Origin of the sequence: Paraburkholderia sp. CNPSo 3076 (genome assembly GCF_026343935.1) — a bacterium.
Taxonomy (GTDB): Bacteria; Pseudomonadota; Gammaproteobacteria; order Burkholderiales; family Burkholderiaceae; genus Paraburkholderia; species Paraburkholderia nodosa.
Map to the genome: position 1 here is coordinate 1 of NZ_JAPMAL010000034.1, position 18,843 is coordinate 18,843.

Sequence of the window (18,843 nt, forward strand, 5' to 3'; positions counted from 1 at the left end):
GTCTACCGGTGGCTCGCTAGACACCGGGCCTGCCGCACCGAACACGTCGGCCGCGCGCTCCTGCAACTGCCGTTTCCATTCCGTGATCTGGTTCGGATGCACATCGAACTGCTGCGCCAGTTCGGCCAGCGTCCGCTCGCCCTTGACTGCCGCCAGGGCCACTTTCGCTTTGAACGCCGCTGAGTGCGTGCGTCGGGTTCGTTTCGTCATTTCCTCGGTTCCTTTGCCTGCATTATCGCTGGCTCAGGCCCCGGCCGTTCCACTTATCCCGCTGTCCGATTTTGCGCGGCCACCTCTTCTACGACTACGGTGACAACTGGCAGCATCGGATCAAGGTCGAGAAGGTGTTGGTGCCTGATCCAGACATGCGCCGGCCGCTGTGCCTGGACGGGCAGAATGCGTGTCCACCGGAAGACCGGCGGAGTGCCAGGATATGCCGACTTCCTCGAAGCGATCACCGATCCGACGCACGAGGAGCACGACCACTTCCTCGAGTGGTGTGGCGGCAGCTTCGATCCCGCCGCCTTCGATCTCTTGCTCGCGAATCAGCGGCTCTCAGAGGTCAAGTTCTGATCGTCAAGACGGCCTCAGATTGACGCTTACTGTTGGGTAGACGTCGATAATGGATCGCTTACGTATAACCGAGCACGCAAGCGCGCTGTACGGCTGGACCGCTCTCTGTTTGGAAAGGATCGATCTTGTCAGGAAATTAACTTGACAAAACCTTTTTGAGCACGAAAACTTTATTCCACGGCGCGCCCAGAAGCGCTGATTTGGAGGCTTCGAGCCTCCGTCCACTGGAGAGAGCGAGACAATGGAAAAAGATGGTGCTAAGGGCCTTTTTGAGCTAATGGACCCTCCGGGAATCATTGTGAACCGCCTTAAAGGTGATCCCGCAGAACAGCGAGCTCACGCAGCGTTGGCATACCAGAGAACGCTTGACCTCGATGCATGCCTATTGGGTGTGCCTTTCGACGGGGCTTCCTCCGTGCGCACCGGTTCACGGCATGGGCCCGATGCGGTACGGGCCGGCCTCAGTTACTTCACAACGTACTCGGCCGAATCCAGGAAGCGCTTTGGCGACCGCCTTCGAACCGCCGACATCGGCGACGTCAAGACCGTCTTGACAGACATGACGGGAAGCTTCCGCAATGTCACGGCAGTCACGCGGACATTGTTCGAGCGCAATATTGTACCGGTGACCATCGGAGGGGATCATTCGGTTAGCTGGCCGATTCTACAGGGCTTGTGTACAGCAAAGGGTGGTCAACGGGTCGGCATCGTCCATTTTGACGCTCATCATGATCTTCGCGAGGCACATTTCGGTTTCGAATCGAGTGGCGTCCCGTTCCGTAAGGCGCTGAATTTTGAAGGCTCGCCAATCAAGGGCCGCAACATGACCCAGATCGGCATCGCTGAGTTTTGCAACAACCCCGAACATCACGATTACGCAATCCAGGAAGGGGTCACGGTTGTCACCAACACGGCTGTTAGGCGCAACGGATTGCTCGGATATGTGAAAGAAGCTTTGAACCGAGCATGCGATCAGACGGAGGCAGTTTATGTGTCGTTAGACATCGACGCAATCGACCAGAGTCAGGCTCCAGGAACTGCGTCGCCTAACCCAAATGGACTTGATTCGCGAGATCTGGCGATCGCGCTGTATGACGCTGGCCGTTGTCCGAAGGTGGCAGGGCTAGATATTGTTGAAATTTCCCCGCCCTTCGACTTGAACAACACGACAGCGCTCACAGCGGCGATGCTAGTTCTTCATTTCCTGAGCGGCGTAGCCGAACGCCATACCGTTTGACCTTTCATTGCAAGAGCCGACGACCATGAAAAACCTCCTTGCTGCACTAATCGTTATGCTCGTGGCGATCAATTCGACTGCGTTCGGTAAAGATGTTCGTGTTGCAATTGACGCCACTTCCCCGCCGTTTGAGTCGATAGCGCCGGACGGAAAGTTACAGGGATTTGACATTGACCTCATGAATGCGCTTTGTAGGCGGATCAATGCGCCTTGTAACCTGATCGCGGCGGAGTGGAACGGTATGATTCCCGGTTTGATCAGCGGGAAGTACGACGTTCTGATCTCAGCGCTCAACATCACGGAAGAGCGCAAGAAAGCATTCAGTTTCACGACGCCGTATATGTACCCGAGATTCGCATTCGTTGGCAAAAAGGGCGACAGCACTCAGCTCACCCCTGACGGGCTCAACGGTAAAGTTATCGGTGTGCAGCAGGGCACTCCCCAGGACGCTTTTGTTACCGCGCGTTTTGGGAAAACGGCGACAATCAAACGGTACTCATCCGGCAGTGCGCCATTTCTTGACCTGACAAACGGAAGAGTCGATCTCGTATTCAACCTGGTGATTCAAATCCAGCAGACCTTTCTCAACAAGCCAGAAAATGCTCAACGATATGGATTCGTCGGACCGGTCTTTGCAAGCGGCCAAGCACCAGAGTTGGGAGAAGGCGTCGCGATTGCAGTCGGGAAGCAAAACACAGAATTGCTCGCAAAGCTCAACGACGCCCTAGCAAAGATGAAGCAGGACGGATCATTCAAGGCAATAAACGATAAGTACTTCACGTATGACGTCTCGGCCTTGCCCAAAAACTAACGGACATGTTAGCCGCATACTTCCCCTCTCTCGTTCATGGCGCCTCCGTGACGTTAGCGCTGGCTTTCCTCGCTTTAACCATCGGACTTCCAGTAGGCTTGGCTGCGGCTTTTTGTGGGCTTTCCGGCAAGCGATTTTTGAGGGGTTTGGCGGACGGGTACACATTGCTTAATCGGGGAGTACCGGACCTGGTTCTACTTCTCCTGGTTTTCTACAGCCTTCCGGACGCTCTGAATCGACTCCTCGCGCTATTAAACGTCGATCTGCATTTGGACTTTGATCCGTTCGTGTCTGCGGTGGTCACATTGGGTGCAATTTCTGGTGCCTACATGAGTCAAACATTTCGCGCAGCGTTTCTAGGCGTTCCGAGAGGTCAGTACGAGTCCGGACTTTCTATGGGCATGAGTAAATTCAACGTTGCGTATCGAATTTTGCTCCCACAGATGTTCCGGATCGCACTGCCTGGGCTGACCAATAACTGGCTAGTCTTGCTCAAGGCGACTGCGTTGGCATCCCTGATCGGACTGCATGACTTAATGTTCAGTGCCCGAGGCGCTTCAGAATCTACAAGTCTTCCCTTCACGTTCTACGCAGCCGCCGGATTTCTCTATCTGGCGGGAACGTGGGCGTCGGTGTTCGCCTTGAGGTTGTTACACCAACATCTCTCGAAGGGGTTGCGATGAACGGCTGGCACGTGATAATTGAGAACAGCGATCTGTTCGTTCGAGGATTCTTCACTACCCTATTAATACTGGCATTCTCAGCGCTTTTTAGCATCGTTCTGTCTATACCGTTTGCATTCGCGTTGAACAGTAATCGTGCGGTTTTACGCATACCGGCGAAAGCTTACACGATGACGATCCGTGGTTTTCCCGCGCTTATACAACTTTTCATGGTGTACTACGGCTTGTCCCAGTTTGACATCCTCAGGGACAGCTGGATGTGGCGTTTCTTCTCCAGCGCCTTGTTCTGCACTTTACTTGTTTTCACGCTCAACACGGTAGCTTACACGGGCGAGATCTTCGCAGGCGCACTCCACGAAATCCCACGAGGTGAGATCGAAGCGGGTGCCAGTATAGGCATGTCAGCGTGGCGCCTCGCACTGTCCGTCCAGATACCGCTCATGCTTCGAAAATCGCTTCCGCAGTACAACAATGAAATCGTTCTGTTACTGCATGCAACTGCACTTGCGAGCGCTGTGACTCTTCTAGATCTGACCGGGGCCGCACAGACGATCAGCATGGAGCACTACGTCATGCTTGAACCTTATCTCTGCGCCGCTGCGATCTACTTTTTGCTGACGGCAATCTTGATGAGAGGATTCAAGTTCGCCGAGCGCCGATGGCTCGCGTACCTGATCAAATAACCGCAAGGGAGACGACTAAGTCATGGATCAATCGCCACTACGCAAGAGTCAGTCGCGCGCAAAGAACGAGGTCAGATATGGCACGAGAGCCGGCGCGGTGGACTCTGACGCCTTAGCGCTCGGTGTACCGGCTAGCGGCGCCTTGTCCGAAGTCACTTCTCAGCGTGAGCAGTCGTTGTCCCCTAGTGCGGAGTCGGGTACCGATGCAGAGCACGGTCTTTCGGTAAACGGAAAGCAGGGCTCCGACTTCGATGGCCTAGCGGGGATGAATGTCAATGAAGTCGCCGCGCAATTGCAGGTTACAGATCTGCACAAACGTTTTGGTTCCAACGAAGTCCTGAAAGGGGTAAGTCTAAGGGCGGAAAAAGGCGACGTCATTGCCGTGATTGGATCGAGTGGTTCTGGGAAGAGCACGTTTCTCCGCTGCATTAATCTGCTTGAGAGGCCAAATCAGGGCACCATCGTCGTCGGTGGTGAGGAACTGCGTCTCCGCGTTGGGAAGTGCGGAGAACTGGAGGCAAGGGACCCAAAGCAGCTCCAACGGATGCGCGCAAGGCTTTGTATGGTGTTCCAGGGGTTCAACCTTTGGCCACACATGACTGTGCTTCAAAATGTTGTGGAGGGGCCGCGACGCGTATTGAAGGTCCCACGGGTTCGAGCGGAAGCGACAGCGCGCCACTATCTGAGCAAGGTAGGGATGCTTGAGAAGATCGATGCGTACCCGTCTCGCCTCTCTGGCGGTCAACAGCAACGAGTTGCGATAGCGAGGGCGCTTGCGATGGAGCCGGAAGTCCTTTTGTTTGATGAACCGACCTCTGCCTTAGACCCGGAACTGGTCGGAGAAGTACTACGTGTGATGCGCGAACTCGCAAACGAAAAGCGAACGATGATCGTCGTAACTCATGAAATGGGATTTGCGCGAGAGGTAGCGAATCGCGTGATGTTTTTCCATAAAGGAAAGATCGAGGAAGAGGGTTGTCCAAAGCAAGTGTTTGCATCGCCAAAGAGCGACAGGCTCAAACAATTTCTCTCTGGCTCTCTCAAATAGCTTGAGCGAGCCGGTAGACGCAGGGCGCTTTTACGCAGGCCCAACGGTTGGTCCACAGCCTGTAATCGGTGTATTCAACAACGGCCGGGGTCGGGATGACGAAGAGTCACGTATCGACGTAACGACCCCCTCGTCCGGTGCCGCACGAAGCGTGCCGGTGCGCACTATTGTCGCGAGCGACAAGAGAAGGCTGCATTTCTGCGTTCGAAAGGTGACAAAACATAAAGCTTCGACGCGACATTTCCGTCGGGTGCGCATCGACCTCCTTAACGTTGCTCGCTTCCCATGTTTTTTTCTCTTGCCGAGAGACGCGAACATCCCTCACGACAACGGATGGACCAATCCGCTAGGCCTCCCCAACTGCTTCTCGCCGGGCCTCACTAAACCCGCTAGCTCCAGATTTGAAAGGGTGTTGGCGAAGACCACTAATGCTGTGCTTCCATCAGAGACGAGTGGGTGCACAGAAACATGGCGAGCCGGTTGCTTTCGAAGAAATCCCAACCGTCTGTCCATGCTTTTTGCTTTTGCTCAAGAGGCGATCGTTGTCGACCCGCAAGATCACGCAAATGGTTTTCCCGGCGACGTCACCGGTCACCTGCCTCAAGAAGGTGGCGACGGAGTCCCGGCAGCTAGACCGGCAAACCCCCGAATCGTTCGCCGCGTCCGCAGTACCGCAGCGAAACCTGGCAGCGCTCCCCTTCGCTTGCCTGACGAGTCTGGACAATCTTCACGGTATTGAGCCGATAGCGGAAGCCTTGATCAAGACGCTCGCAGGCAAGGCACGCACGGGTCGCCTGGACGAACTGAAAGCGCTGGAACTGCTGCAGCAGGCGATCCTGCTATAAGCCGGTAGTAGCGTGCCAGGCTCCTCGCATCACGCCGCACAAAGCGCATCGCGGTGACCGGCTCCCGGTACGCAGTAAATTGCGCTGTGTCAGGCCGACATGCCACCGACCTGCATCGCCCGGCTAACCGGAGAGGTCATTCATCTGACACTGCGGGCGATGGCGGAGACTGGATTTTCTCCCGGGGTTTTCCTGGGCATACTGAACAGCGTGTGCCAGGCTATCCGCGGCGCGGAGTTCGCTCGCCGTTCAATGGAGTTTGGACATGTGACGACGGCGGGCAGTTGCCAGAAGCGGATTCTCGTCGGCTTCGGCGCCCCCCACGGCGCCGCCCTTTGGCGCACCGCCATCCGCAATCACGACGTGGACGTCCTGCGCGAAGGCATCTTCCAGACAGCTACGCGCGCGTGCAACGCATTCATCGGCCGGCGCATCGCCCGCACTCGCGGCGGCCTGAGCGATAGCTTTAGCGGCCAGGCCAAATGCGGCGACGATCTCTTCCCACGTCAGTCCGGTCGTCATCGCTTCCTGCACGAGCTTGCCCGCGACAGCACCAATCTTCGCCCTTAGTTCATCGTTCATCTGCTTTAGCTCCTGCAATCCTTGCGCCGCGCACTTGCGGCATCACGCGCCCTGTTTCCGCTGGTCAGGCGGATGCGTCACGGGCGGCTACGGCTACCAGGACGGTTATTCTAGCGTTTGCTCAACGCTCGCCGATTCCATTCTTCCGATGCCCGCTGAACAGGGAGTCGCTCCCGCGTAGCATTTGTGGAAGGACATCGCGAACGATACGGCCCGCGACGCCATTTGACGGGCCGAAGCTCGTTTCAAGGTGAATCAGCCGATCTTTCCCGCGTGCCTTCAAGGCGCTCGACCGATCCGGTTTAGCGCCTGCCATCCTGAACGCCAGGTCGCTGACAGACTCCGGCTCCGTCTGCGCAATCAGCGCGAGGAAGGCACAGTTGTTTTCGTCCTGGTCCGGACAACAACGCCCCGCTGCCTGCTCCGACTTTCCAGCGGTTCCTGGGAAGTGCCGCCAATGCAGGTAAGCGAGGCCGCCGTCAGGCGCTTGCTGGAGTCGCTGCGCGCGGACAGTTAGTCGCGTTTATAGGCGGTTTCGCAACAGGGCTGCAGCCAGGCATCGAAAGGCGACCACACAGAAAACGCGACGAACCGCGAGACAGGGACAAATTTTGACGGGTGCTCTTGCCCCGCGGTGAAGCGTCCCAATATGCGAACCCGAAATCCATTCGCCAGCTGTCGACCATGTCAAACAAGAACTACCGTTCCCCGCGTCGTCCGTCTGCCAGTGCGCATGCAAAATCGCGCTTTCTTCCCATGCCCCGCAAGGAATCCTCGGATCTTGCGCTGCGTGCACGGATTGCGCTCGAGCGTCTGCGCAATGGAGAAGCGGACCGCTCGCTGGTTAATCTCCTCTCGCAGATCATCATCATCACGAGCTTCATCACCCGGGCGGGACATGGGCAGCTCGATATCGCGGACATCGACCGCGTTGAGCGTGGCCTCGCAGAGGTGCTCGATCAGGCAGACCGCACTGGCGTCTGGAATGTGCCTGAATCGTTGACTGACGGTCTCACCGCCGTGGTAAATGAATACGACCGCGCGCTCAGCGTGACCGAATGGAGATCGTACTCAGGGCGAGTGACCACCTCGGAATTGCATTAAAGGCCGCCGGTGAATAAGGACGTGCGGACGTGAGAGAGGCTCGTACAAACGTCATACGGATATTCCGGCATCTGATGGTAACCGGCTCCCATAGAGGGGGACCAAACCGCCGGGCTTGCATTACAGGGAAATGGAGTCGCGGGCGGTGCAGCCTGCGATGGTCGGCAAAAGCGCGCAAGCGCTCACAACAAACAACGACAGGTGTATCGCGCGCTACACTGAGTCCACAACCCCCTGCATAGCCCTGCGCACATTGCATGCACTCCCGGCAACCACATCTCCGATAGATAACAGCATGGAAATCCGCGTTGCGTACGAACATAGTCTCGCCACTGCGCCGGAGGAATTCATCGTTCAGGTGCCTTCGCAGCTCATGACCGATATCCCCGCGAACGTGCCGCGCGCCCTGCTGCCTGAATTCATCGCGAACCTGATCGTCGAACGCTCACCGGCAATCGGAAAGATTCGCAATCTCAGGATTCTCTAGCGGGCCTCTTTTCAGCGGTGATGCCTGTGTGTCGAAAGGCGTTGTTGCCCAGCCTCGGCAACACTCAGAAAAGGCTTTGTTGCCTGATATCGCGCGCTGGAGGCAATGACGGCTTCTGGCGTCGCGCGCCCGTGTGGCGGCGAATGACACGGCGTACATGGGCAACCAGAACGAACTGCTCATCCGCAAAGCTGAGCGTGAGCCGGAACTGCGTCAGCCCATCCGGTCCGATACCGGGCTGCACCCGCAGCGATGCACGCATGTCGAGCCGACGGGCACGGTCCACGAGCTGCGCGCCGCTCATGCCATTCCATGCGGCCGCGATCAGCCAACCAACCGCCGGAGGAATCGACTCGGGTGGACAGTCAACTGGCAAGGCGAGAGATACGACCGCGAAACGATAAGCCATTCGGTTGACGGCGCGCGGCGCTATGTCCGCACTTCCTCACGCACAAACATGGCGCGCCGCTCTCATTAAGGTGACGCGCGAAGAGACCTGAGTGATCAGTCGTAGCGGGCCGCGACTGCGGCGTGGCCAGCATGTCACTCCGCCAGCTACGACTGGATCGCCCGTTACCACCGTTGTCCTTTACGCTGCTGCGACTTCAGGCGTGGCAGCAGCCTCAACTGCGGCCGGTGCCTTTTTAGCTGCAACCTTGCGCGGCGCCGAAGCCTTTTTCGCGGGTGCTGCGGCCTTGCGTCCACGCACACCCTTTGCCGGAACAGCCGCTGCCCCGCCGGCCTTCTTCGTAGCGACTGCCGTCTTCGCCGCCTTCCTGGCCACGACACGTTTTGCGCCTGCCGCCTTCGGAGCTACCTTTTTAGCAGCTACCTTTTTCGCAGCAGACTTTTTCGCAGTTGCCTTCCTGGCAGGCGCTGCCTTTGCGCCGGCAGTCTTCGCCGTTGCCGCAGCTTCAATCAGGAATTTCGAACGATCCTTGACGTCGCGAATCCACAGCGGCGCCAGACCACGACCCGACCACGTCGCACCCGTTTTCGGATCCGCGTATTTCGGCGCAACGTGATGCACGACCGCACCCGGCGCTTTTGATGCTGCCTTTGCCAGCGTCGTCCCAGGTTTGCGACCGCGTCGCTTTGCAACAAAGCCTTCGATATCGGTGACAGTCAGTCCGTGCTTTTGCATCAGGTCACGGATTTTCGTCAGGCCCACCGACGACTGCTTTTCGGCGATCGTTGCCGCCTGCTTCTGGAGTTTGGCAATTTTCGAGTTGATTGCGTCCAGGGTAACCATTTCTATTCCTCGCTGTGGTGTTTTCCGTTCATGCGATCCTGGAACTTCCCTGGCTTGTTTGCCAGGCACTTCGAAGTTCGGTCGGCCCGTCAGAATTGACGCGATCGTGATTATGACCTTATTCAGTACGCTCGTGCAAATTGAAAGCACAGCGCGCAACGGTTTGAATGTCACTGGCGTTCAGGAATAGATGCACGCCCGATGTTGCCTGTGCATCCCGCAGCGCTGCCTTTCTTTATTTGAATGCTATTGCGCCGCAAGATCGCCATCTCGCTATTATCCAGACATGTGCCCGGCATCGTTGGTCGGCGAGGTATGGGTCTTGCCTCAGCGATGCGCCTGTTCGTTTCGCACGATGAATCGCGAGCGCAATAAAAGAAGACTCAACGTGCGCAAGCAAACCTGGTGTCCCGTTCGGGTTGATTTATACTGCTCTCATACCGGTCGCCAGTCGCGGCGCCTCCCGTGCGCCGTTCCCCGCAAACGTGGTTCAAAAACGCTCCACCCTCTTCGCTGCCCCGGCACGGGCAGCGTTGGGTCGCGTGGCATCCTGGCCGCACGCGATTTGCAATCACCTGCCCAACGACAGACTGTTGCGCGGAGAATACATCGAATGGATGAGAGAAAACGAGAAAGCATCGTGGCCTATTTGAGGCGACGAATGGCTGAATTTGGAATCGAACCGGAAGACATTGCTACTTCAATTGCAGCCGATCAGGAGCGTTTGCGGGCAGTGCGTTTCCGCGACGCTTCGGGCAACACTTGGGACGGCAAAGGCGCTCCGCCACAATGGGTCGTTCAGGCAATCAGTGCCGGCCAGTCTCTTGAACATTTTGCAATTGACGGCGCGTCGAATCGCGACCCGGGCAAACGCACCAGCGCCGACTGGCGCAATGACCCGTTTGCCGGCTCGAGACTGGCCACAATCAAAACAGAGGACGTGAGCGCCTGATAGCCGAAGCAATCCGGATCTGGGATCCGACGTCAGCTTCCTTACTCCAGATGCCTGGACACTCACTTGACGTGACTCTCGCCTACTGAGGGATAAAGCTTCAGGCATGGAACGAACGGCTATGTGCCGCGCTTCCCGCACAAACTGGCCAGTCACTGAAAGTTATGCGGTGACTAATCGAAGAGTTGCTGCTGTCCCCCTTCGCCCGAACGTGATTCACGATACATTCAGTTATCCTTCACAGCGGGCATCGATGTGCCGCACGAAAGAAAAACGATAGCCGCGCATCCACCCGGTGCACCCATGAACGGCCAGCGGAGAGCGAATTCTCCTTCGGAAACGGCTCTACTCTCTTGTCAATGCATGAGAAAGCTGGCACAAAAGGGGCCGTTCATATAGATGGAGTTTGACCTGGCGGCGCAAAGCCCGGCCTGGACAAAGCGGCTAGACTATCTCGGTGAAGTGCTGATATGAGCGAAACCCTGAAGAAGCCCAAGCCGGATGTGGCGACCCCGCCGACCGTCGTGGTGCGTGTTTCGCGCTCCAGCAAGAAAAAGGTCGTGGTCACTTCCGGGACGAAGGCGCCACTGCGTAAGCGGGCGAAGACATCGACACGAAGTGCATTTCCCGAGCTGCCCGGGTGGCGGCTTGAGCGCTGATCAGACAACGGGCCGCAAGGCCCGTTGTGCTTGCTGCGTCTTCCCCGTCAGCAAGCGCAAATGTGACGCGCACCAGGGCGCGTCCTCCGCGAGACGTCATTCCTGACCGGCGTCGACCTGTTTTCCCGCCAGCCACCGACCGTTGACCGATCTGCCGGTTGCCAGATGGCGCTGCCCGATCTGGCGGCATCTCGGTGTCAGCGTGTGACCCGGTCGCGCCATGCGGCGACCGATCTGCCGCCCCACCGGACCGTCGGCAGCTTCATGGTCCGATACTCGTCGGCACTGGCCGAACTCCGTTTCAACCACAAGCCACTCCACAGCTTTCTTAGGCTGCCTTGAGCGGGTGCTCTTTCAGGTAGGTTTTTAGCGCGTCATTCATGCGCGTCTGCCAGCCTGCGCCGGTCGCACGAAACGCCTCCAGAACCTCTGCGTCATAGCGCATCGTGACCTGCTCTTTCGGATTCTCCTTCGGCGGGCGGCCCATGCGCTTTTGCATGACTTCAGCGAATGGACGCGCCCTGGCGAAATCCGCAGCCGTCCATTCCGGGTTGTCCGGATCGGCCTCGATTCCGCGCTGGATTGCCGCTTCCTCAGCGGCGGTGTTGCGTGTCAGCTTAGCTTTGCTCATAAGCGTCAATCTCCGTGTTACTCGCCTTGCGCAGGCTGATGATGCGCATGGTTTCGTCGCGGGGCGTGAAAACCACGCTATACAGCCTTGCCCCTAACAGGGCAATGCCCCTGTACCGATCCTCTCCGTACTCGTGCCGCATGTCCTGGACCACCAGCATCCCATCCCAGTCGAGCCGCGCAGCCTCGGCGAGCGATACGCCGTGCTTTTCCTGGTTCGACGCGTCCTTCGCAAGGTCAAATGTGATTCTCATGCAACTTATTGTAGTGTCGAAAAATAGGAGCATGCAAGGACTTTTCGGAGTTACAGAAAGTGCGTCCTGGCGCAAGATCGCAATTCAACATGATTTGAGTACAAAGCAGTCATACACCGACTGACCGCGTGACTTTTGTGAGCGGACCCGATACGATTACTGTATATATGTACAGTTATTTATTGGGGGCACCATAGCGCTGCCGCTACTGGACGTCGAGGCGATATACCCGGATTTGTGGCGTGCCTCGCAACTGGCTTCGGCACACGGCCGCGCGGTGGCGAGCGGACACGAGGCGCTTGACGCGGAGTTGCCGGGCCGCGGCTGGCCGACGGGGGCCTTGACCGAGGTGATCGTCCCGCAACCGGGCTGCGGCGAATTGCGTTTGCTTAAAGCTGCGCTGGAAGCCGTCGCAACGCGGCCGGTCTTTGTCCTGCAGCCTCCGCATCGGCTGCAGCCGGCAGCATTCACCTGGTGGGGGGTGGGCGCTGAAAACATCCGCGTGCTCAAGGCAGCGACAACCGCGGACAGTCTGTGGGCGGCGGAGCAGATCCTTCGTGCCAGAACCGCAGGGGCCCTGCTTTTCTGGCAGCAGCAGGTACGCCCGGAGGCGCTGCGTCGCCTGCACCTCGCTGCACAGCACGCGGACACGTTGCTGTTCCTCTTTCGTCCGACGGCCGCGGCGAACTCGACGTCCCCCGCTCCGTTGCGTGATTCGATCGACGCTGCGCCCGACGGCGTGAACGTCTCATTCATCAAACGCCGCGGACCGCATCGCGACAAACCCGTGTTCGTAGCGCTCTCTCCATCGCCTGTTCTCCTGAATCGTCATGCACCACTGGATCGGCGTTCATCTGCCACGCCTGCCCATCGAGAGCTTCTGCCCAACCTGGTACATGCCGGTGTCTGACAACGGTTTCGTTGTTCTGGAAAAAGGCCGCGTACTCGATGCCGACGCAGCCGCGCGCTCCCAGGGAGTCGTCGATGGCATGCGCCGCGGTGGCGTGCTCACGCTCGCGCCGAACGCGGACCTCAGGGAGCGTGAGCTCACACGTGAAGAACAGACGGTACGTGGCGTCGCGTTCGCGCTGCTCCAGTTCACACCGAACGTCGTGATCGCCGATGAGAATGTCGTCCTAGCCGATGTGACCGCCAGCCTGCGGCTTTTCGGTGGACTGCGCGCGCTTCGCCGGCGCGTGCGTCGCACGGTTGCAGACGTTGGCGTAACGAGCACGGCTTCGATCGCACCGACCGCCGAGGCAACCTGGCTCATTGCGCGTGCCGGTGGTGGCGTTGCGCTCACACAGCGGTCCCTTTCGCGTGTACTAAAACGCATCCCTCTGGGCGTGCTGCCGGCCGCGCGACGTTTCGCCGAATGGTTCGATGGTCTCGGGTGCGCAACGATCGGTGACGTGACGCGCCTGCCGCGCGCCGGACTGAAAAAGCGCTGCGGCACCGCACTGCTCGATGCGCTCGACCGCGCGAAGGGCGAGGCACCCGAGGTCCACGAATGGCTCACGATGCCGCCAGCGTTTGATGCCCGCGTCGAGTTGCCGGACCGCATCGAGTATGTTGAAGCGACACTCTTCGCAGCGCGCCGGCTCACCCTGCAGATGACGGGATGGCTTGCCGCCCGCCAGCTCGCCGTCGCGCGTTTTGTCGTCTCGCTCGAACACGAGCGCGGCCGCGACGCCATTCCCCCAACCGACGTGGAAGTCGCGCTGGGCGAGCCGACGTGGCATGAGGAACACCTTGTCCGGCTGCTGAAGGAGCGACTCTCGCGGATCGAACTCGCGGCAGAAAGAGTTTTTATAGGGCCGCAAGGAAAAGGCTCGCCAGGCTTGAGTCGCTGCAACCGGAAAAATGCACGAAAAGAAAGGGACCCCTTAACAACGGCATCGCACGCTCAGCTCGGCGTTTGGGCAAACGGGTTGTCGCCATTCGAGCATCAGAGGGTCGGCTTACCGTCGTCGGAGGGCTTCGGCCAATCCTGTGCCAGTCGATCGGGCTGCGGCTGTAGCGGTGGATCGGTAGGCCGAGAGGCACCAGGCGTGCCGAGCGCGTCCTGCACCTGCTGGTCGACGCGCGCGTGGCGATACTGATCCATCGCCCGGTTCAGTCGCTCGTCGCTGAACTGCACGCGCAGCCCGGCGTCCACGGCCACTCTCGCGGCCGCCAACTGGTGCGCGTCGTCGCCACTCAGTTCGAGCGTGCGGCCGAACTTGCCCTGCGCGAGCCGCAGCCCGGTTTCAATGGCGGACCGCTCCGCCTGCAGCACCTGAACACTGGTGCCACGATCACGAACAATGTCGCGGCCATCATGCCGGTAGGTAACGTCGCCACGTTCGTTGACGGACCAGGATAGGCCCGGCGAGCGGAAAATGATCGCATTGTATTCGTCCTGCGCGTGCTGCCGTGGAGTGTTCGGCTGGATCACGTTGAACGCCTCGCCGCCGATCTCGGCATCGACTTTGACCGCACCCGATACACGCTCCGGGCCGGCAGTGCGTCGCAACTCCTCGAGCGCGCGCTCATCGCCCTGCTCCGCGCGCGTGCGCAGCCAGCCGGAAAAGCTCGGGCCGCCTGCGGCTCCGAATTTTTCCTTGAGTGCCGCCCGCTCGCGTGCGATCGACTCCCGCAGCGCGTCGTCGCGGCCCAGTTGCCCGGCGCGTGCGAGTGACGTCGCCGCTCGTCGGCCAACCGGTGTGAGCCGCACATCCTGCCGGATTTCCGCGCGCCTGGCGTCGAACGCTGCGCGGATCTCAGCGCGGCGCCACTGTTCATTTGCGCGCTGTGTGAGCCACGCGTCGCTTCGGGCCAAGACATGCGCTTCGCGCGCGACCGAGTATTCGCGCCAAAGTGCCGCGCGTGGCAGCTCGCGCGGATCCGGAACCGGCTCACCGGCCTGCTGTCGCTCATACACTGCGCGTAGCAATGGTGCGGCTTCACGCCACGACAGATTCAGTTCTTTAGTCAGGAAGTCCGACACGTTGAGGTTGCGCGAGCCCGCGCGGATGCGATCGGAGCCGTCGCGGCCCGTCGTGACCGCATATTTCGCGGGCCGCACGCCGTGCGTGTGCGACAGTTCGGCGAGCAGGCGACGGGCATCAAGACCCTGGCGAATCTCACGAAACTCGGTGTGCTGACTACCTGACTCGTCACGCTGCCGAAGCTCGCGCGCGAGTTGCGAGACCACGCTGTCCGAGACGCGGCCAGTGTGCCGCGGTGTGGCATACGTGGCGTCGTCGGTGCGAGAGCGGCGCGACCGGTACGGTGGAACATCAACCGCGAATGCGTGCGGCGTCCGCAGGATTGGCCGGCCTGCCTCGAACTCGAACGACGCGTCGATCGAGTCGAACCGGTCTGGAAACGCGTCTCGCCGGTTGCCGGAAAACCAGCCTGGCGGCGACGTGCCGGATGGTGTCCATGCCGGATGCGACCGCATCACTGGCAGGCTGTCGAACGGATCGCCGAACGCATAGTGCCTCTCAAGCGCACGGTGGTACGCGTCCAGCCCGACTGGGGGAGTTGCGTGCCCTATTCGTTGCGCTGCAGGCTCTCCATCGCGATCTGTAGCCCGTCGCAGGCCGTGCGCGGATACGGCGCCGTCTGGCTCCAGCTGGTGAAACGCATGATGCGGCAATAGCACTGCAGATCGATGTCCGATGCCGTCCACAGGGCGGCCGGGCACGTTTCGCACAGCGTTGAAGGGTTCGGGCGCCGGGTACGCCCCACCTGGGATAAGGTCAAACTCGGCATCGAGGCCGCCGTATCTATCGTCGAGGGGTTCGGACGTGTCGAGTTCTGATTCGCGCGCGCCTGGCCCGTCGACGACGTCGGGCGGCTGGGCGCCGAATTCAAATGCGCGTCCGCTTCGTTGAAGGTGTCCTGCGAAGCCGGGTAGGGAGTCGTCTGCTCGTTCATGATGTGCCTTCAGATGTTGTGCGTAAAAACCGCGCTCGAGATCCACAAGCATCAGCTCTCGGTCGTGGGGAGAGGATTCCTGGTAACGCTGGTACTGACGGCTACCGCTGTTGAGATACTTCACTTCGCGCGCGCGGGTGGTGTACCACTCATCGAGCACGGCCGCTATGTGCGCTGGTGTGCGTCTGGGCGCAACGCCAGCCTCATAACGGTCGGCCGCATCTGCAGTCAGCGCCTGCAGCTTCTCTGCGGTCGGCAGTGCGATGAATTCAGGCGTGAATACGTATTCCTTGAGGTTCACGCCCTTGTCGGCGCCAGCCGGCTTCACATTCGGGTAGGCGTTGTCGAGACCGGTATTGCGCATGCGCACGGCACCGTGCTCGTGCAGCAGCGCCACGAAATCCGCATGGTTCTCGATCTGGCGATCCAGCACCGCGTCGAGAATCTGCTCCTTCAGCTCGCGACTGTTCGCTCGGAACAGGTCGCCACGGTAGCGGCTGATCATTTCTGATGCGTCGGTCAGCAGCGTGCGCCGGTTGTCTTTCGGACTCGCAAGGCCATACTGCGCGTTGACATGCTCCTGGAACGCGTCGATGAAGCTCAGGTTGGAGCGCACGTAGCCGAGCGGTTCCAGGTGCCTTTCAGCCAGCAGGTTCCAGCGCGGAATGACGATATGGATGTGTGGCTTGCGCTCAACCAGTTCGCCAGTCCGCTGGTCCACATAGCTCTTGATCCGGGGCAGGTGTGCCTCGGCATAGAAGCTGTATTCGTCCGGGCGGTAGGCGTGCAGCGCGAACGCCTCGAACTCCCGCACGATCTGAAACATCGTTTCCCGGGTGACGTGATCCTCCTTGAAGGAGAGCGTGATGGACAGGTAACGTTCGACACCGGGTGCGGCATTGATCGACTGGATCACTGCGTCGGTCAGGTCGAGATCACCGGCGAGTACCACACGTTCATCAAGGTCGTCGCGATCCAGGTCGCGGCCAACCTTGCGGCCTTCCTCGAGGTACTGCTTCACGCCGTCGTGACGGCCGTCCACTCTAATCAACACGATGGAGATGGGCCTTCAGCAGTTGCGTGATCAACTCCAGCTCGTCGACCAGGGCGACAAACGTGGATTCGGATAGCTGGCCAGCCACGTGCGCCGTATTCGCCACGTGGACAAGCTGGTTGAGGTTGTTGCCGGTCTTGTTGATCACGTACATGATCCGTTGCCGCTCAACGGTCGCGGGTGGGCGCGCAACGACCTGCGTGCGATTCGTCAGGATGCATTCGCGCAAAAAAGCGGATGGACTCATGCCGGAGCGAGCGACCTTTTCATTGAAGACCTGCCACTGGTCGTCGGTGAGCCGCGTGCTGACCGGCCTGCCGAGCGCCTTTTGCGCTTTTTTGCGACCGCGGCGCTTGGCTTCCGCCACAACATTGAGATCGTCTGCGCTCATCGCATGTTTTCCGTTGCCAGAGAGAATTTCCGGCGGCGAACTGCCGCCACCGGCGTGCAAGAGTCAGGGACCGTACTGGGTTCGACCGTATTGCGAATTGACTGGCCCCTTCACGTCACTCCCGGCCGACTGGCACTGGTTCAGGAAATCGCCTCGCGCGTTGGCCGTGCCGCCCTCATCGAAGTGACCGTGGTGAAAACGGACGATGGAAAAGTAGCCCGTCTCGTATTCGGCGCACGTCTTGCCGCCATTGCCACCCATGATCAAACCGGCAAGACAGAGCACCGCGCCACACGCATCCTGGTTATCATCGGCGTGCGACGACGGCGCGCCGAGCGCACAGGCCAGTGCCCCGCCGCACAGCGCGGCCGCAACCGACCGTCGTTTCATTGCGTTCATGATCTAACGTTCCCCTCGAGGAGATGCGGTGGTTTTCGGCTAGGTGAGCGTGTGTGCCAGACGGGCAACGACCCAGATGAGCGCGGCGCCCGCGCAGAACGCAAAGCCCATGCAGGCGACGAGCGAACCGGTTGCTGCAACTGCCGGATTCGTGGGTACGACGCGACCACGCGATTCAACGGCAGCCCGCAGCCGCGCCAGTTCGTCCACGACATCCGCGGTTGCCGCACGTCGCGCCTGGTCAGCCGCCTTCGCGGCCACCTCGCCGATGAACGCCTGGCGCGATTGCGTGAGCAGCTTCGTCAGTTGCGTGTTCTCCTCGCGCAGCGCCTGCACCGTCGCGGTCAGTTTCTGGTCGGTGGACTCCATCAGCGCGACAACATGGTGTTGTGCATCCACGACCTTCATCTGCTCGATCAGGATCTCCGCGAGGACAGCCAGTTCGTTCGACGCCGGCATCGTGGCGATCACCTGGCCCAGGCGCTCAGACGCACGCCCAGCGTGATCCGGTTGCGGCGTCGGCTCGTTCACGCATCGACCCCTGCCATCAGCGCGTTAAAGGCCTGATCCATCAACGGCTGGATCGACAGCGCCTTGCGCTTGAGGCCAACCAGCCTCACGAGACGGTCCTTCTCCGAGGCGCTCGCAGCGTCGATCAGCTGCGCCTTGTAGTCCACCCCGTCTGTCGCAATATCGTGGATCGTACGACCGGCGGCCGCCGCAAGCGTAAAGACGTCGTTCTTTGGGATCAGCGCATCCTGATTCAGTTCGAAAGTCCGCTCCCTCTCATGCAGTTCGAACAGTTGCCCGAAGTGCCGGCGCAGCGTTACCTCGCGGTCCTCGCTCCTGACCAGATCGACCTTGTTCAGCAGCACACGGATGCGCCCAGGCTCGACGCCGAGATCCGCGAGCATGTTGATCGTCTTCATGGAGTCCTTCATCTGCTTGCTCTCCGGTTCGACCGGCACAACGAAGCACGCGTAATCCTCCTGTGCCCCTTCCGCACCATTGAGGCGGTTGAGATACTCCTCGACGTTCGATGCACCGATATCGACCAGCAGATCACGGCCGCGCATCAGCTCGTCATGCAGTTCGTCAAAGCGCGCGGCAATCATCACCTCGACCTTCGGGCCGGCCGAGTCATCCGTATTGATCGACTCAATCTGGCGTACCGACATGGACGGCAGCCTTGGCGCGAGCAGTTCGCGGGTCACGGTAGTCTTGCCGACGTTGCCCGAGCAGTTCACGATAGCCATACTCATTTCGAAATCCTCA

At 59.7% G+C, this 18,843-nt stretch carries 22 protein-coding genes and 2 pseudogenes; 13 read left to right on the forward strand and 11 right to left on the reverse strand.

From position 1 onward, the window contains the following. A partial coding sequence (locus tag M3A49_RS32530) for a transposase (RefSeq protein WP_133185892.1) occupies positions 1 to 210 on the reverse strand: 210 nt, incomplete at its 3' end. A 140-nt stretch (positions 211 to 350) separates the two neighbouring features. On the opposite strand from M3A49_RS32530, the pseudogene M3A49_RS32535 reads away from it, so the two are divergent. From M3A49_RS32535 to M3A49_RS32565, 7 genes and pseudogenes are all read left to right on the forward strand, one after another. Next, a pseudogene (locus M3A49_RS32535) lies at positions 351 to 573 on the forward strand (IS1096 element passenger TnpR family protein). 241 nt (positions 574 to 814) lie between these two features. Beyond that, entirely contained in the window at positions 815 to 1,810 is a 996-nt protein-coding gene (locus tag M3A49_RS32540; RefSeq protein WP_266232633.1) for an agmatinase family protein, read from the forward strand. Between the two features lie 25 nt (positions 1,811 to 1,835). Continuing rightward, positions 1,836 to 2,621 carry a transporter substrate-binding domain-containing protein gene (locus M3A49_RS32545; protein ID WP_266232634.1) on the forward strand — a complete coding sequence of 262 codons (786 nt, stop codon included), beginning with the start codon at positions 1,836 to 1,838 and terminating at the stop codon, positions 2,619 to 2,621. A 5-nt stretch (positions 2,622 to 2,626) separates the two neighbouring features. Next, the gene (locus M3A49_RS32550) at positions 2,627 to 3,304 is read left to right on the forward strand and encodes an ABC transporter permease (RefSeq protein ID WP_266232635.1); all 678 of its coding nucleotides are present in this window, start codon (positions 2,627 to 2,629) and stop codon (positions 3,302 to 3,304) included. Next, positions 3,301 to 3,987: an ABC transporter permease gene (locus M3A49_RS32555; protein ID WP_266232636.1), complete on the forward strand. Its 687-nt coding sequence runs from the start codon at positions 3,301 to 3,303 to the stop codon at positions 3,985 to 3,987. The genes M3A49_RS32550 and M3A49_RS32555 overlap by 4 nt, the downstream gene beginning before the upstream one ends. Before the next feature lie 265 nt (positions 3,988 to 4,252). Beyond that, entirely contained in the window at positions 4,253 to 5,035 is a 783-nt protein-coding gene (locus M3A49_RS32560; RefSeq protein ID WP_266232701.1) for an ABC transporter ATP-binding protein, read from the forward strand. A 452-nt stretch (positions 5,036 to 5,487) separates the two neighbouring features. After that, positions 5,488 to 5,880 (forward strand): hypothetical protein, encoded by a 393-nt coding sequence (locus M3A49_RS32565; RefSeq protein ID WP_416339060.1) that lies wholly within the window; start codon positions 5,488 to 5,490, stop codon positions 5,878 to 5,880. Positions 5,881 to 6,129: 249 nt separating this feature from the next. Here M3A49_RS32565 and M3A49_RS32570 read toward each other — a convergent pair whose 3' ends face one another. Beyond that, positions 6,130 to 6,480 (reverse strand): hypothetical protein, encoded by a 351-nt coding sequence (locus M3A49_RS32570; protein WP_266232637.1) that lies wholly within the window; start codon positions 6,478 to 6,480, stop codon positions 6,130 to 6,132. Positions 6,481 to 7,146: 666 nt separating this feature from the next. Here M3A49_RS32570 and M3A49_RS32575 point away from each other — a divergent pair. Together M3A49_RS32575 and M3A49_RS32580 are read left to right on the forward strand one after the other, a co-directional pair. Then, a complete protein-coding gene (locus M3A49_RS32575; protein ID WP_266232638.1) occupies positions 7,147 to 7,566 on the forward strand; it encodes a hypothetical protein in 420 nt (139 codons plus the stop codon). Between the two features lie 295 nt (positions 7,567 to 7,861). Next, positions 7,862 to 8,053, forward strand: a complete 192-nt coding sequence (locus M3A49_RS32580; protein WP_266232639.1) for a hypothetical protein — start codon at positions 7,862 to 7,864, stop codon at positions 8,051 to 8,053. Positions 8,054 to 8,117: 64 nt separating this feature from the next. Here the strand turns inward: M3A49_RS32580 and M3A49_RS32585 are convergent, their stop codons facing one another. Together M3A49_RS32585 and M3A49_RS32590 are read right to left on the reverse strand one after the other, a co-directional pair. After that, the gene (locus tag M3A49_RS32585) at positions 8,118 to 8,462 is read right to left on the reverse strand and encodes a hypothetical protein (protein ID WP_266232640.1); all 345 of its coding nucleotides are present in this window, start codon (positions 8,460 to 8,462) and stop codon (positions 8,118 to 8,120) included. Positions 8,463 to 8,642: 180 nt separating this feature from the next. Further along, complete coding sequence (locus M3A49_RS32590) at positions 8,643 to 9,305, reverse strand: H-NS histone family protein (protein WP_266232641.1); 663 nt, start codon at positions 9,303 to 9,305, stop codon at positions 8,643 to 8,645. A 613-nt stretch (positions 9,306 to 9,918) separates the two neighbouring features. Here M3A49_RS32590 and M3A49_RS42795 point away from each other — a divergent pair. Both M3A49_RS42795 and M3A49_RS32600 read left to right on the forward strand, forming a co-directional pair. Further along, a complete protein-coding gene (locus tag M3A49_RS42795) occupies positions 9,919 to 10,257 on the forward strand; it encodes an H-NS family nucleoid-associated regulatory protein (protein ID WP_416339061.1) in 339 nt (112 codons plus the stop codon). A 470-nt stretch (positions 10,258 to 10,727) separates the two neighbouring features. After that, positions 10,728 to 10,916 carry a hypothetical protein gene (locus M3A49_RS32600; protein ID WP_266232643.1) on the forward strand — a complete coding sequence of 63 codons (189 nt, stop codon included), beginning with the start codon at positions 10,728 to 10,730 and terminating at the stop codon, positions 10,914 to 10,916. Between the two features lie 328 nt (positions 10,917 to 11,244). Here the strand turns inward: M3A49_RS32600 and M3A49_RS32605 are convergent, their stop codons facing one another. Next, positions 11,245 to 11,547 carry a BrnA antitoxin family protein gene (locus M3A49_RS32605; RefSeq protein WP_266232702.1) on the reverse strand — a complete coding sequence of 101 codons (303 nt, stop codon included), beginning with the start codon at positions 11,545 to 11,547 and terminating at the stop codon, positions 11,245 to 11,247. Then, complete coding sequence (locus M3A49_RS32610) at positions 11,534 to 11,800, reverse strand: BrnT family toxin (RefSeq protein WP_266232644.1); 267 nt, start codon at positions 11,798 to 11,800, stop codon at positions 11,534 to 11,536. The genes M3A49_RS32605 and M3A49_RS32610 overlap by 14 nt, the downstream gene beginning before the upstream one ends. A gap of 199 nt (positions 11,801 to 11,999) precedes the next feature. Here M3A49_RS32610 and imuA point away from each other — a divergent pair, with 199 nt between their 5' ends. Together imuA and M3A49_RS32620 are read left to right on the forward strand one after the other, a co-directional pair. Further along, positions 12,000 to 12,710 carry a translesion DNA synthesis-associated protein ImuA gene (imuA, locus tag M3A49_RS32615; RefSeq protein WP_266232703.1) on the forward strand — a complete coding sequence of 237 codons (711 nt, stop codon included), beginning with the start codon at positions 12,000 to 12,002 and terminating at the stop codon, positions 12,708 to 12,710. Beyond that, the gene (locus tag M3A49_RS32620; protein WP_266232645.1) at positions 12,631 to 13,902 is read left to right on the forward strand and encodes a Y-family DNA polymerase; all 1,272 of its coding nucleotides are present in this window, start codon (positions 12,631 to 12,633) and stop codon (positions 13,900 to 13,902) included. The genes imuA and M3A49_RS32620 overlap by 80 nt, the downstream gene beginning before the upstream one ends. Positions 13,903 to 13,955: 53 nt before the next feature. Here M3A49_RS32620 and M3A49_RS42535 read toward each other — a convergent pair. The 5 genes and pseudogenes from M3A49_RS42535 to stbB form a co-directional block, all read right to left on the reverse strand. Beyond that, positions 13,956 to 16,550, reverse strand: a pseudogene (locus M3A49_RS42535) (LPD7 domain-containing protein); the annotation flags it as partial. A gap of 217 nt (positions 16,551 to 16,767) precedes the next feature. Further along, positions 16,768 to 17,169 (reverse strand): plasmid mobilization protein, encoded by a 402-nt coding sequence (locus M3A49_RS32630; protein ID WP_266232646.1) that lies wholly within the window; start codon positions 17,167 to 17,169, stop codon positions 16,768 to 16,770. 63 nt (positions 17,170 to 17,232) lie between these two features. Continuing rightward, a complete protein-coding gene (locus M3A49_RS32635) occupies positions 17,233 to 17,568 on the reverse strand; it encodes a killer protein (RefSeq protein WP_266232647.1) in 336 nt (111 codons plus the stop codon). Between the two features lie 39 nt (positions 17,569 to 17,607). Further along, positions 17,608 to 18,099, reverse strand: coding sequence for a hypothetical protein (locus tag M3A49_RS32640; RefSeq protein WP_266232648.1), 492 nt, complete (start codon positions 18,097 to 18,099; stop codon positions 17,608 to 17,610). Then, complete coding sequence (gene stbB / locus M3A49_RS32645; protein ID WP_266232649.1) at positions 18,096 to 18,824, reverse strand: StbB family protein; 729 nt, start codon at positions 18,822 to 18,824, stop codon at positions 18,096 to 18,098. The genes M3A49_RS32640 and stbB overlap by 4 nt, the downstream gene beginning before the upstream one ends. Positions 18,825 to 18,843: the final 19 nt, after the last annotated feature.